A 14,133-nucleotide genomic window follows, 5' to 3' on the forward strand; every position below is an offset into this window, starting at 1 on the left:
TTTAAATAACCTCCTAGTATATAAAATTCTACGCTTATTGCCAAAGTGGCAACCCTCAGTTGTGGAATTTGTTATTCATTGATTTACCAGGGATTTTTATTTATGTCTACTGATAACGCCACAGAATCCTTAACCATAGGATGACAGAAGGAAGACAAAGCAATAAACTTTTAATTATCCCATCCTTTACAATAAATTTAAGTTATATTTGAACAAAAATGGGAGGAATAAAACATACTAGATAACTAAATGGGGAAGCAAAATTGCCGTAAATTTTTCACTATCACCATCAAATTATGATTGGTCAGTTACTAGCAGGACATTACAAAGTTCTTGAAGTATTGGGTGAGGGGGGCTTTGGTCAAACTTACATTGTTGAGGACATACACCTCCCAGGAAAACCCAATTGTGTCCTCAAGCATCTTAAAACTACTAGTACAGACCCGGAATCTTTGGAAACTGCCAGACGGCTATTTCAAAAAGAAGCCGACACCCTACAACAGTTAGGCAATCACAGCCAGATACCAAGACTTTTAGCTTACTTTGAAGAAAACCAACAATTTTATTTGGTACAAGAATTTATCGAAGGACATCCCCTGAGTAGAGAACTACCTCTAGGAAAGAGATGGACAGAAACTCAGACGATTGAAATGCTCATTGAAGTGTTGAGCATATTGGAATTTGTTCACGCTCAGGGGGTAATTCATCGAGACATCAAACCTGATAATTTAATTAGGCGTGTATCAGACAATAAATTAGTTCTGATTGACTTTGGAGCTATCAAACAACTGCGCAGCCAAACCGCTATGGGGGCAGGGCGGCAAAATATAACCATCATTGTTGGCACTCGCGGCTATATGCCCTCCGAGCAAATTCGGCGTTTACCACGTCCTAGCAGTGATATTTACGCTTTGGGGATGATGGGTATTCAGGCGTTAACGGGGGTATATCCCCACGAATTGCAAGACGATCCGAATACAGGAGAAATACTTTGGCAGGATTTGACATCCGTTAGCCCCGAATTCGCCGCTATTTTAGCGAAGATGACGCGCTATCATTTCAAAGAGCGTTATCAAACAGCAAGCGAGGTATTGACAGCGCTACGAGAGTTGAGTAATTCGAGCAATAGTGCGATCACAAGCATTGAGTCTTCTACAAGTAGTTTGCATCAGTTAACTTTAGAGTGGGTAGAAGATGGCCAGGTAAAATATCGCACGATTTTGGAGAAGCAACAAAGTAAAAATCCTGGCAAAATCCGTATCGGTCGCGACCCCGAACAGTGCGATATAGTTTTACCAGATCCGACAATATCTGGGCTGCACGTAGAAATCTTCTTTCATTCACCAAAACAGAGATTTTATTTACGAAACCTACGTCAGCAAAATCCTCCTATTATTGATGGACAACTGCTCTTGGCTGGGGAAATGCCTCTAGCATCTGGCAGCACTCTGCGTTTGGGACAACAGAATTTCAGGGTGAGAGAAATAAGCTGCAAGCAGTATCCGAGTGGATATACCCCAATAGATTATTCCAAGTGCTTTGCGATTACACTTGCATCAGCAAAACCTGCACCTAAGACTATACGGATATCCCAAATTAAAAAGGCTGAAGATGGTGGTAGAAAAATAACTTCAGTGAGTCCGATTGTAGTTCCAGCTTCGATTGCACCCAAGAGAATACAACCCAGATTAAAGGTGGGCACAGCAGTTGCAGTTAGTGCGATCGCTGGTATATTTCTACTGAATACTGGCAATTTAAACAAAAGTAAATCACAGCAGAATTTTATCCTCCAACAACCTCAATTGTGCCGTGTTGTTTCTCCTTCTGGCGGCAAGTTATTGGCAAAATTACGCTCTGAACCACAAACAGAGATTGGCGCAATGAAACAATTAAATCTCGGTGAAAAAGTTTTATTTATGAAAGTACGAGGAGATTTCGTACAAGTAAAACTTGCTGATGGCACCCAAGGTTGGGTTTTCGGAGATGATATTCAGCGTTGTGAGAGAACAATTAGTAAGGGACTAGGGACTAGGGACTAGGGACTAGGGGAGCCAGCGCGTTGGGCGGCTTTGCCCTCCTTGTAGGCGCGTTCGCAAAGCGTTCTCGTAGAGTAACGACGTATCCGTTGGTAGCGACTGGCGTGCTAGGAAGAGGACAGAAAGAGGGGGGAGTGGGGGAGAATTATTCCCCGTGTCTCCGTGTATTCTTGTCCCCGTGTTCTCTCCCCAATCCCCAATTCCTAAAATCCCGAACCAGGTTGCTTCAAAAACTCCTTTTCTTCTGATGTAGAGTTTCTTCCTAAAATCGCATTCCGATGGGGAAAGCGCCCAAAACGCTCAATTATTTCCATGTGACGAATTGCGTAGTCAATACAACTAGCACTATCAGGATCGCTACTAAGTTGTTTAAATAGTTTTACTGCTTGACGTTGATGCTCAAGATTTTCGCTGTGTTCAAATGGGAAGTAAATAAACCAGCGTTGTACTGGCAGTAATTTTTGATCATAGCCATGAGCAACAGCGTGCTGTGCCGTAGAAAGCGCTTCCCAATCTGTGGCAAAGGCTTCTGGAGTACCGCGAAACATATTGCGGGGAAATTGATCCAACAGCAATATTAATGCCAGACAACTATCGGGAAATTGCATCCAGTCGTCTAAGTATCCTCCTGCCGCCTTTTGGTAATAATTAAAAAACTGGGTTCGCACTTGTTCATCAAACTCTGGTTTTTTAGTAAACCAAACATCTCTTGGTTTTCCGTAATCTGGCTGTTCGGGCTTGCCAAACCAAAAGTCTAATACTTCTTGTGCCTGTGTCATTGTTTTTACTGAGCACTACAAAGAACTTGTCGCATTTTATGCATATTCGCTGGCAATTCAAAATTGATTGCTTGTTGAATTAAAATTGAAGGGATAGGAATATTTGGGGTAGCTTGTACGGCATAACTAAGCAAAGTCCCACTACCGCAATCCAAGAGTTTCAATTCAGCACTAAAATCGTGAAAACTGCCTTGTTCTAACCGAAATTGAATTTTCTGCCCCAGTTCTTCTACAACGTTTAGGTAAATTTCTACATGGGCAGTAAAAAACAAAAAGGCTTTTTGTGCTGCTTGATACAGACGCTTGACTTCGCCTCGTCTTTGCAACACTTCGCTTTTGGTAATATCAGGGAAATATTGTACCCAACGGGGGTAATCCGTGAGTTGTTGCCAGACTTGCGATCGCACTAGTGGCACATACATCCAAGCAGTTACAGCACCACCCCAAGCTGTATGCGATCGCGTTTCTAACAAAATTTCGCCCTTTAGTAAGACTCTATTTTGCTCATCTTGACTCCAAGCTACTTGCGAACCTGGGTTAACTGAGTCTGAGATATCAGATGCAAATATCATGTTTTCTGTCACTCCTCAACACCTCACATTCCAGAAATTTCAACTCGGAACTACTTAATTTATTGATTAAGTGTATTCCATCAATTTCAATTCCAGTCCAATAGACAAAATTTCCGGAAATAAATATTTCTAACTAATTATGTTCTAATTTTTACTAACATTAAATAATCTCCTACCGCTTTTTCAGTAAAATTACTTTAAAGCTTGCAAAAATCGTTATATTGCCATATTAATAACCAGAAACAAGTTTGTCATAGATAGATACTGCTTATCAATCGCCCTAACCTCAACTACGAGCAAGGCGCAAAGCGGCGATGGGAGCGGAAATCATTGTAGTAACGCAAGTCATTTATGGAAAATACATTATTTTTGCTTGATAGTTCCGCAAAACGATATAAATGCTAGATTATACTACTTTTAAGCGTGATTGCACTTTTTAGCAACGCTCCGGTTCGCTCTTAGTCGATCTAAGATTGCTATATCTCAAATCGAAAGGCTGTTAAGTAAAGAGGCAAACTACGTGAGTCAATCTTCTTCCAAATTAAATCGCACATTAACCCAGGCTTTTGGTCTTTTTCTTGGTATTGCCATCGCTGTTTGGGTACTGAGGGGCTTTGGCATACTCACTTTTATCCCTGGAGGAATTATTTTGCTGTTGTTTGTGTTAGCGATCGCATTAGCTATTCTCAGTTACGTGCAAAGAACCTGGTGGCGTTTCTAAGCGCTAGATATTTAAAAGTTCACTTGATATTTCTGCGGCAAAGCGCAAGGGCACGCTGCCTCACTACCGCAAGTAGCTCACCGTGTCATTATCTGTAACTGCCTTTTGGAGAATTTAGTATAACAATTAAATATCTCTATTGATTGATAAAAAAATAATTATTGCACTGTGTTAGTTTTGTCTATATATCTTTAGTAAGAAAAATAAGTTGTTTCTGGAGTGAAAATTTTAGGATAAATAAATATTATTTATTATTTAATATGATAAGGGATACTCAGCAGGCTAAAATCTTGTTAATTGACGATAATCCAAGTAATATACAATTTTTATCCAATATCATCACCCAGCAAGGTTACAAAATACAAGTAGAAAAATCTACAAAAATAGCGGTAGTTACCGCAATTAATTGTTTTCCTGATTTAATTTTGCTAGATATTATAACACCGGAAATAGATAGTTATGAGATTTGCAAACAACTGAAATCTCATGTGATAACTCAGGATATTCCAATCATTTTTCTCAATGTTTTAAACACAGCCACAGAAAAAGTAAAAATTTTCAAATCTGGTGGTGTTGATTATTTGACCGAACCATTACAAGCAGAAGAAGTTATAGTACGTGTAGAAACTCAGCTGAAACTAAAAAGACTTCAAAAGCAGGTAAAAGAGCACGGCAAGTGGATTCATCAAGATTGCGATCCCTTCGCCGCTACGCGTCTACGCAGACTAGCTGAAGATACTTTACGAGAGAGTACAGAACGAGAACAAGCGATCGCCCAAGTAATTCAGAGGATGCGCCAGACATTAGATCTCGAAACGATATTTACTGCTACCACTCAAGAATTACGGCAAGTTCTCAATTGTGATCGCGTCGTTGTGTTTCGTTTTCATCCCGATTGGAGTGGTGAGTTGGTAGCCGAATCAGTCGAGAATGGCTGGGTGTCGCTGATTGAGCAAAACAATCATCACCCTCATCTGACAGAAAGTACTCTTCAAAACGAAAACAGCTTTCTACAAACTGCAAACAGTGCAAAGAATCCGATACTGGATATATATTTGCAAGAAATCCAAAATGAGATTTCTAAGCGCAACAGAGATTTTATTTGTGTACCAGACATTTACAAAACTGGGTTAGATTCTTGTTACATTAATCTCTTAGAAGAGTTTCAAGCCAAAGCTTATATTAAAGTTCCCATCTTTTGCGGCAATCAACTTTGGGGATTGCTGGCAAGTTATCAAAATTCTACTCCCCGCCCATGGAAAAAAGAAGAAATCAATATTGCCGTACAAATAGGCAATCACTTGGGAGTCGCTTTGCAACAAGCAGAATTGCTAGCACAGACTCAAAGACAATCACAAGCACTTCAGCAAGCTTTAGTTGCTGCTGATGCTGCCAATCGTGCCAAAAGCGAATTTCTAACAAATATGAGCCATGAGTTGCGTACCCCCCTAAATGTCATCCTTGGCTTCACTCAAGTCATGAACCGTGACAGTAGTCTATCTAATGAAAATCAGCATAACTTGGCAATCATCAATCGTGCTGGCGAACATCTGCTCAACTTAATCAACGACATTTTGGAAATGTCCAAAATTGAAGCTGGCAGAACCACATTGAATCTTAGTAGCTTTGATTTAATTCTCCTGTTGGATAATCTCCAACAAATGTTACATATTCGTGCTGCCACCAAAGACTTACAACTGGTGTTTGAATATGCACCCGAAATTCCCAGGCATATAATTAGCGACTCTAGTAAACTACGACAAGTCTTACTTAATCTTTTGGGAAATGCCATTAAATTTACAGACAGTGGTAGTGTGAAGCTGAAAGTAGACATAGGCAATAAGAAAAAAGATACGGAGAAATCACTCTCCATCTCTTCATGTCTTGATGCCAGTCATCATCCCACACAAAATCACCCACTTTTAGAGAAGCCCCGCTACGCGCCTCTACCAGTCGAAGAACCATTACTTTCAGAAGCCGTACCTGCGGAAGCAACTCCGCGTCTACATCAGCCGCCTAGTAGATCGGGAATTCCTTTCAGAACTATGGTTCAGCATGAGGCTGGCTTTTGCGAACAAGCCCCAAAATCTCCTGATTCCGTCTGTTTGCACTTCCAAGTAATCGACACCGGGCATGGTATTTCCCCAGAAGAAATTGAGCTGCTCTTTGAAGCTTTTGGGCAAACCGAAATTGGTAGAAAATCTCAACAGGGTACTGGGCTGGGTTTAGCCATTAGCCGCAAGTATGTACAATTGATGGGCGGTGAAATTAGTGTTAGCAGTACCGTTGGTGTAGGTAGTACATTTGCTTTTGATATTCAAGTTAATCTTCCTTCCTCAAGCGAAATTCAGACTACTGCTACCCCACACCACCGAGTTAATAGTTTAGCACCCGGTCAATCTGAATATCGCATTTTAGTAGTTGATGATGCCAATGATAGCCGCAAATTACTAGTAACATTACTGAAAAATATTGGTTTTGCTGTAAGGGAAGCGGCAAATGGTACTGAAGCCGTATGTATTTGGGAATCTTGGCAACCACACGTGATTCTTATGGATATGCGGATGCCTGTGATGGATGGCTATGAAGCAACAAGAGAAATTAGAGCCAGGGAGAGGAGGAGTGGGGGAGAGGGAGAGAGAGGGAGAGAATTCCCCGCATCTTGTGCTCGTACTGTGATTATTGCCTTGACAGCAAATGTATTTGAAGAACAACGACAAGCAATGATATCGGCTGGTTGTACTGATTTTATTAACAAGCCTTTTCGTGAACAAATAATACTAGAAAAATTGAATCAATATTTGGGAGTAAAGTATCTTTATCAAGCAGAAAACTGTCAAATCATACAAGAAAAACAAATAAATACAGAAGAAAGTTTAATTTCTGCAGATTTAGTAGCTTTATTATCTACAATGTCGCCGGAATGGTTGATAAAAGTACATCAAGCCGCAGCTCAGTGTAGTGATGACCTCATTTTAGAATTGCTTAAGCAACTGCCTCCAGAAAAATCTCTATTAGTAAACTGGCTTAAAGATTTAGCTCAAAATTTCCAGTTTAATAAAATTATAGAATTAACAAATATAAATATTAAAAAATGCAGAATGCAGAATACAGAATGTAATTAGTGGGGGATAAGTAGAAGATAGTCAGTGTTTTTCATTTACCCAAACTCCAGATAGAAAATCTGCATCTATTTGGTTCTTCTCTCCCTCCTCTGTATTTTTAAATAGCACTGTAAAAGCACCTGCGCCTAAGCCATCTTGAGGAAACATCCGATAACAAGGCATTGTCGTTAAATGAGACTGATAGTCTTTTAAGTGGGAAATCTCTACCGCCTGAAATTGAGGAAATTTTTTTAATAGCCATTCACAAACTTCCTCGTTTTCTTCTGGTGAATACGTACAAGTCATATAAGCAAGATAGCCTTGTGGTGACACAATTTGAGCAGAGTTTGCAATTATTCTTTTTTGTCGATTCGCATTTTTATTAATAGCGCTAGGGTGAAAGCATCCTGGTACTTTTTCACCTTTAGCAAGCAAAGATTGTCCACTACAAGGGGCATCTACTATGACTAAGTCACTAGATAATGGCACTTTTTCTGTAAAAAAGCTGGAATCTTTACTAACAACTATAGAAGGGCTAATATGGCAACGTTTCAAATTAGAAATTAACATTCCAAGACGTTTACCAATTACCTCGTTACTAATAAGTAACTCTGGTTTTAAAAGATTCCAAGCAAAGATGCTTTTTCCTCCTGGTGCAGCACACATATCAAAAACTACCTTGATTTGTTGAGTAATTTCTAATAATATTGAAGCTGCAAATACCGAAGAAAAATCTAAACAATAGAAATATCCTTGTTGATGTAGAATACTTTGGCCGGGTTTTTCTCCTAATAATAAACGGTCTATAAAGGGTGGTTGCCAAGGTAGGGCTGTTTCCAATCCAAAAGAAGAATCTTCTGGTTTTTCTTGGCACCAAAGTATACAGGGATGAAAAGGTTTGGGATGAGTTAAAGCTTCGACAAACTTTTCTTGTTCATCTATGTTATTAAATAAACGTTTAGCCAATTTCAGTAATAATTTTGAAGGTGCATCCATAAAGTTGGTTAGTTATATTTCTATAAAAATAGAAAGAAGAGAAATAAAATTTAATCAAAGTAGCTTTATATAATATATAAATCTTACAGCGGTTTTCTCTAAGGTGGGCATTGCTCTCCAATCTTTAAAAGGTTTACTAAATAGGCTTTGACGGGCAATGCCCACCCTACAATTTGTGGTCTACTACTCCTTATAAGCTACAAGGGTGTGTTATTCCGTAGTGGCGTGACACGACTAAAACGATGCAATCAATTGTCTTGTGGTGCGGGCAGGAAAGCCCGCTACGAGGAGAGGCTAAGTTGAACTTGGCAACGAGGATTTGTGAGTAGCATGAAGATAATTTTCGCCGCAAGTTACTTTGAGAGAGATAACTGCGGCGTCATGAAGGGTTGATTGAGAATTTACAGCACAGGTAATCTGTCGAACCCCATTAATATTAATTATCTAGAAACGCTAGAAAGCGATATGACTTATGATTTAAATTCACCCTCTAAAGCCCATCGTTTACCTGCCAAAAACTAATCTTTATGGCGGTGTTGCCATGCGACACCAAAAGCCGCCCCTGCCCCTGCCAATAAACCGGTACTCATTCCTTGTATAGTTTTAGTAATTGGGTCTTGAGTGAGGCACTCATTCGTAACTTTACTCGCTTGTAAGCAGGTGTTGCTCTCTGCCCAACTGGTAGTACCTCCTAAAATTACACCAGCTAGACTACAGGAAACAATAAGTAATAAAAGGCGCTTGTTTTTTCTATCCATAGATAGTTGCTAAAATTTTTAGGCTGCAAAGATTCATCAACTACTTTACACAACTGCTGGCGGGATGTCAGCAAGTAAGATCCTATATTAGAAAGCGATCGCCTAAAAAAAGTGGGCATTACCCACTCAATTTAGCCAAATTTACAAGACAGACGCCCACATCAAAGGATGAAAATCTTTATCCCTTCTGTCATCTGCCTTCTGACTTATTTTCAAGACAGATACCCTATTTACTCAATCCTTAAGTTAAAGGGCAAACGAGCATACACACCTCGCGGATCGTTCATATTTTGCAGAGTCGCAAGTTCCGCTTGTAGTTTTTGGAATTCAGCAGTAAGCAAATCGGGTGTTTTGAGTTGCTCTCTATTGAGGGCAACAACAGTCTTAACTTCTTCAGTTACCTCTCCAAAAAAGCGTTCTCCCCAACTACTCAATCTAGGATACTCTTGTAACTCCCAGTCTTTTCCCAACTTGGCTTGTTTAGCAGCGTAAGCAATAGCAGCATCCAAACCACCAATTTCATCAATTAAACCGATGCTTTTTGCTGCTGTACCTGACCAAACTCGTCCTTGAGCAATTTCAGCTACCTTTGCTTGGGGAATTTTTCGACCTTGGGCAACTTTATCAAGAAATGTATCATAAATTTGATTCACCATGCGCTGGTAAAGTGCCAATTCTTGATTAGTTTTAGGACGAGAAACTGTTTGACTATCAGCATAACGTCCAGTTTTTACACTATCCCAAGCGATGCCGTTGTTGTTAGCTAACTTTTGGGCATTGAAAAGCAATCCAAATACACCAATGGAACCTGTGATTGTATTTGGTTCAGCAAAAATGCGATTGGAATCACTAGCAATCCAATAACCCCCAGAAGCAGCGATATCACCCATTGATATTACCACTGGCTTTACTTCGCGAGTCAGGCGTACTTCTCGCTGCATCACCTCAGCTGCTGTCGCACTACCACCAGGGCTGTTAATTCTGAGTACAACCGCCTTCACATCCTTTTCTTGTCTGAGTTTGCGGAAAATTTTAGCAAAGCGATCGCCGCCGATTTCTCCTGTATCCCCTTGACCATCAACTATCTCACCTTCAGCGTAGACAACAGCAATTTTATTTTTAGAACTGCGTTCTGTACCAAGGGAGCGATCGCTAATTTGCGCATATTGACTGAGACTAATTTGCCGGAAGCTTTTCTCGTCTTTATCGGCACCTGTTAGCTGTTTGAGATCGGCAACCACTTCATCAAAATAGCCGACTTTATCAACTAAACCATTAGTTTTGGCTTGTTGTGCCTCTAAGAAAGCTTGGTTATCTGTAATTGCTTGCAATTTGGCGGGGGTAATTTTGCGACTGCTTCCGACTGCGTTTCGCCACTCTGCCCAGACATCATCCAATAATTTCTGAGTTTGTTGTCGGTTTTCTGGACTTAATTTTGTGAGTACAAATGGTTCAACGGCTCCTTTGAATTTTCCTACCCGCACAACTTGTACGCCGATACCATATTTTTCTAAAGCTCCTGCCAAGAATATCGGTTGTGAACTAAAACCATTGACTTCCATTGCTCCCAAGGGGTTAAGCACGACTGTATCGGCTACAGAACTGAGATAATATTCTCGTTCTCCCCATCCCACACCATAAGCCACTATCTTTTTACCAGCAGCGCGGCATTTTTCTAGTGCTTGACGAATTTCTTTATAGGTAGCAAAGCCTGCATTATTGGTTGCAGAATTACGAGTAGCATCTAAGTAGATACCGACAATGCGGCGATCGCGTCGCGCCTTTTCTAAAGCATCTAGAACTGCACGGAGGCTCATCTGCTCCTCCTCTGTTCCTGATAATGCTTTTTGCAGCAGTTCGCCAGAGCTTGGCTTTGTATCGGTAATTTTCGTTGATAAGTCAAAAACTAGCACTGACTTATTTTTAACTTCTGGCCCTGTATCTTTGCTAGCTGCAAACAACAAAACTAGAAGCCCTGTGGTTCCAAGACCAAAGAAAATAAAAAGTCCTAAAATACTGCCAAGTAAGCTGGCAAAAGTTTGTTTGATAAAATTCTGCATATTTTTGTTATTAGTCATTAGTCATTAGTCATTAGTGATTTTCCCTACGGCAAGGAACAATTTTACTAATGACTTCATTTGTATTCTTAATATTTCCCAATTCCTCCTACCCAACACTCAAAATAGGGAAAGTAAGACGAATCATTATACTTATTTTATTCGCTGTAAGTTACCTGAACACTTCAACTGCTCCAAGTTGGCGCTGCCAGTACAAAAGAGTACTGTGGTAATTTCAGCAACTAACACTTGTGCCAAGTCGTAAACAGCAGCTTCTGAGGAAGCCGCCGCTTGCAAAAACGGCATTGCTAAACCAGCTAGATCTGCTCCCAGTGCCAGTGCTTTTGCCACATCCAATCCATGACGCAACCCCCCGGAAGCAATCAAAGGTATTTGTGGTGCCACAGCACGAATGCTCATTAAGCACTCTGCGGTTGGTAAACCCCAATCTGCAAAGGTTGTACCCAAACGTCGCTGCAACATATTTTCGGCTCGTTCGCTTTCCACCTTTGCCCAAGATGTACCACCAGCCCCAGCCACATCAATTGCCTGAACTCCAGCAGCAATCAGTTTTTGTGCAATTGGTGCTGATATGCCATTGCCAACTTCTTTAGCAATCACTGGCACTGATAACTTACTGCATAAAATTGCTATTTTGTCAAGCAAACCTCGGAAATTTGTATCGCCTCTAGGTTGGATACATTCTTGTAGTGGGTTGAGGTGCAAAATAAGAGCATCAGCCTCAAGAATGTCAATGATTTGCAGACATTCATCCAAACCGTAATCGTAGTTGAGTTGGACAGCACCCAAATTGGCGAATAGAAGTACACCGGGGGCATACTTGCGCATAGCGAAAGTATCAGCTACTTGAGGTTTTTCTACCGCCACGCGCTGGGAACCAACACCCATAGCCATTCTGTAGTGTTGGGCAACTTCTGCCAGACGACGGTTAATTATGCCAGCCTCCGGGGTTCCTCCAGTCATTGAAGAAATTAACAGTGGTGCCCCTAGTGTCTTTCCCAAAAAAGTAGTACTAATATCAATTTCGTCGCGATTGAGTTCTGGTAAACAACAATGGGTAAAACGGTAGTCTTCTAATCCGTTGGTAGTTTGCTGGAATTGTACGTCTTCCTCAAGGCAGATGCGAATGTGATCGGCTTTGCGAGTTTCTGTAGAAGCGAATGGGCTAGTCTGGGTGTTCACAGGTGGTTCATACTACAAAGGTGTTGTAGTTTCTATTTTCTCATCTTAGTCGCGCCCATTCTGTGGGAAAGATAACGAAGACTGGTGAGCGTGTAATCTCTAATTCGTTGTGCAATCAGAAATTTTGCGATCGCTAATGGCTTATTTTCATAAATTTCTTGCAAAAATTAGGTTCTAAGGTAATTACAACCACAGATAGACACTGATTTTATCGGTGTTTATCTGTGTCCATCTGTGGTCGATATTATTTAATTAAAAACACATAAAAAAGCACAGCAATAGCCGCTAGCACCAAAAATAATTATGAGATTTTAGATGAGATTTTAGATGAGATTTGGGATGAGAATTTTTGCGTAATATTAGTTTTGACAACAGTAGTATTCACAGAACCCTCTTAAGCTCACCCTCTTGAAAGTGAATGCTGTTAACCATTACAACTACACACCAGCCTGCTACAGATCTAGGTTATCTACTACATAAACACCCAGAGCGCTGTCAGTCTTTTGTCCTTTCCTTTGGAAAGGCACATATTTTCTATTCTGAAGCAAGTACACATCTCTGTACGGCGGCACTCCTATTGGATGTTGATGCAGTGAAGTTGGTACGGGGACGGGGTACTTTTGTTGGGCAATATGTGAGCGATCGCCCTTACGTTGCTTCTTCATTTTTGAGTGTGGCAATTGCTCAAGTATTCAGTACCGCTCTTGCAGGGCGTTGCAAAGACAAGCCAGAACTAGCACAAATTCCCATTCCCTTGGTAGCAAGATTACCTGTTCTACCCTGTTGGGGAGGCGAAGAGTTTTTGCGGCAACTGTTTGAACCTTTGGGCTATTCAGTCAGTGCTCAAGGTCATTTATTAGATGAAAATTTTCCAGAGTGGGGACAGAGCCATTATTATACAGTTGAATTGCAGCATACTCTGCCACTTTCAGAATTATTAAGCCATCTCTACGTACTTATACCAGTACTGGATGATGAAAAACACTACTGGGTGGGTGATGAGGAGGTAGAAAAACTGCTACGTCATGGTGAAGGTTGGTTAGCTGGGCATCCAGCACGAGAACAAATTACCAAGCGTTATCTAAAACGTCAAGGTCATCTCACGCGTGCGGCTTTGGCTCAATTGATGGAGGAAGAAAATCTCGATCCAGATGGGGTAGAAGAACAACATACTCAAGAAGAAGCAGCGGTAGAAAAACCCCTCAGCCTCAATCAGCAAAGGTTAAATGCTGTAGTTGCCGCCCTCAAAAAACATGGTGCCAAGCGGGTGATTGATTTAGGCTGCGCTCAAGGCAATTTACTAAAAATCTTATTAAAAGACAGTTTTTTTGAGCAAATTCTCGGTGTTGACGTTTCCTATCGCTCCTTAGAAATAGCAAAAGAAAGATTGGATCGCCTACGTTTACCTCGCGATCGCTGGAACCGCCTGCAACTGATTCAAGGTGCGCTCACTTACCAAGATAAACGTTTGAAAGGCTACGATGCAGCTACGGTAATTGAGGTAATTGAACACCTAGATTTGTCGCGTATTCAAGCTTTTGAGCGAGTTTTATTTGAGGTGGCTCAACCAAAAACCATAGTTTTAACTACACCGAATATTGAGTATAACGTCAGATTTGAAAATTTACCTGCCGGGAGATTGCGCCATAAAGATCACCGCTTTGAGTGGACGCGAGAAGAATTCCAATCCTGGGCAAACACTGTGGCAAAACGCTTTGGCTACAAAGTGGAATTTCAACCTGTAGGAATCGAAGACTCAGAAGTCGGTTCACCAACGCAGATGGGAGTATTTAGCCGTAATTCCTAATTTCGTCATTGGCTATGGAAGCAATTATTTTTGTCAGAATTCAGAGTTATTTGTCATTAGTCATTAGTTAACACCATTTACTAACTACTGTACGGGCGGG

General features: G+C 40.8%; 10 protein-coding genes. 4 read left to right on the plus strand and 6 right to left on the minus strand.

Translation table 11 applies throughout. The features are described from left to right. Nucleotides 1–296 precede the first annotated feature (296 nt). Nucleotides 297–2,039, plus strand: coding sequence for a protein kinase domain-containing protein (locus tag UYC_RS0106220; protein ID WP_016874023.1), 1,743 nt, complete (start codon nt 297–299; stop codon nt 2,037–2,039). A 200-nt stretch (nt 2,040–2,239) separates the two neighbouring features. Here UYC_RS0106220 and UYC_RS0106225 read toward each other — a convergent pair whose 3' ends face one another. Continuing rightward, on the minus strand, nt 2,240–2,815 hold the full coding sequence (locus tag UYC_RS0106225; protein WP_016874022.1) for a DUF924 family protein: 576 nt from the start codon (nt 2,813–2,815) through the stop codon (nt 2,240–2,242). Nucleotides 2,816–2,820: 5 nt separating this feature from the next. Next, complete coding sequence (locus tag UYC_RS0106230) at nt 2,821–3,384, minus strand: SRPBCC family protein (RefSeq protein WP_026087411.1); 564 nt, start codon at nt 3,382–3,384, stop codon at nt 2,821–2,823. 523 nt (nt 3,385–3,907) lie between these two features. Here UYC_RS0106230 and UYC_RS0106235 point away from each other — a divergent pair. Continuing rightward, nucleotides 3,908–4,108 (plus strand): hypothetical protein, encoded by a 201-nt coding sequence (locus tag UYC_RS0106235; RefSeq protein ID WP_016874020.1) that lies wholly within the window; start codon nt 3,908–3,910, stop codon nt 4,106–4,108. 260 nt (nt 4,109–4,368) lie between these two features. Next, nucleotides 4,369–7,233 carry a response regulator gene (locus UYC_RS35365; protein WP_016874019.1) on the plus strand — a complete coding sequence of 955 codons (2,865 nt, stop codon included), beginning with the start codon at nt 4,369–4,371 and terminating at the stop codon, nt 7,231–7,233. A 21-nt stretch (nt 7,234–7,254) separates the two neighbouring features. Here UYC_RS35365 and UYC_RS0106245 read toward each other — a convergent pair whose 3' ends face one another. The 4 genes from UYC_RS0106245 to fni form a co-directional block, all read right to left on the minus strand. Further along, nucleotides 7,255–8,208: an RsmB/NOP family class I SAM-dependent RNA methyltransferase gene (locus UYC_RS0106245; RefSeq protein ID WP_016874018.1), complete on the minus strand. Its 954-nt coding sequence runs from the start codon at nt 8,206–8,208 to the stop codon at nt 7,255–7,257. A gap of 518 nt (nt 8,209–8,726) precedes the next feature. Then, the gene (locus UYC_RS0106250; RefSeq protein ID WP_016874017.1) at nt 8,727–8,966 is read right to left on the minus strand and encodes a hypothetical protein; all 240 of its coding nucleotides are present in this window, start codon (nt 8,964–8,966) and stop codon (nt 8,727–8,729) included. Nucleotides 8,967–9,196: 230 nt separating this feature from the next. Further along, nucleotides 9,197–11,026 carry a signal peptide peptidase SppA gene (gene sppA, locus UYC_RS0106255; RefSeq protein ID WP_026087410.1) on the minus strand — a complete coding sequence of 610 codons (1,830 nt, stop codon included), beginning with the start codon at nt 11,024–11,026 and terminating at the stop codon, nt 9,197–9,199. Between the two features lie 150 nt (nt 11,027–11,176). After that, the gene (gene fni / locus UYC_RS0106260) at nt 11,177–12,226 is read right to left on the minus strand and encodes a type 2 isopentenyl-diphosphate Delta-isomerase (RefSeq protein WP_016874015.1); all 1,050 of its coding nucleotides are present in this window, start codon (nt 12,224–12,226) and stop codon (nt 11,177–11,179) included. Between the two features lie 418 nt (nt 12,227–12,644). Here fni and UYC_RS0106265 point away from each other — a divergent pair, with 418 nt between their 5' ends. Further along, nucleotides 12,645–14,033 carry a 3' terminal RNA ribose 2'-O-methyltransferase Hen1 gene (locus UYC_RS0106265; RefSeq protein WP_016874014.1) on the plus strand — a complete coding sequence of 463 codons (1,389 nt, stop codon included), beginning with the start codon at nt 12,645–12,647 and terminating at the stop codon, nt 14,031–14,033. Nucleotides 14,034–14,133 lie beyond the last annotated feature (100 nt).

The sequence above is a fragment of the Chlorogloeopsis fritschii PCC 6912 genome, from assembly GCF_000317285.1.
GTDB classification, from domain to species: domain Bacteria; phylum Cyanobacteriota; class Cyanobacteriia; order Cyanobacteriales; family Nostocaceae; genus Chlorogloeopsis; species Chlorogloeopsis fritschii.

Excerpts from the sequence above, each read along its gene's own strand:
- UYC_RS0106220 (WP_016874023.1), top strand. The coding sequence starts at position 297 with ATGATTGGTCAGTTACTAGCAGGACATTACAAAGTTCTTGAAGTATTG.
- UYC_RS0106225 (WP_016874022.1), bottom strand. The coding sequence starts at position 2,815 with ATGACACAGGCACAAGAAGTATTAGACTTTTGGTTTGGCAAGCCCGAA.
- UYC_RS35365 (WP_016874019.1), top strand. The coding sequence starts at position 4,369 with ATGATAAGGGATACTCAGCAGGCTAAAATCTTGTTAATTGACGATAAT.
- UYC_RS0106245 (WP_016874018.1), bottom strand. The coding sequence starts at position 8,208 with ATGGATGCACCTTCAAAATTATTACTGAAATTGGCTAAACGTTTATTT.
- UYC_RS0106250 (WP_016874017.1), bottom strand. The coding sequence starts at position 8,966 with ATGGATAGAAAAAACAAGCGCCTTTTATTACTTATTGTTTCCTGTAGT.
- sppA (WP_026087410.1), bottom strand. The coding sequence starts at position 11,026 with ATGCAGAATTTTATCAAACAAACTTTTGCCAGCTTACTTGGCAGTATT.
- UYC_RS0106265 (WP_016874014.1), top strand. The coding sequence starts at position 12,645 with ATGCTGTTAACCATTACAACTACACACCAGCCTGCTACAGATCTAGGT.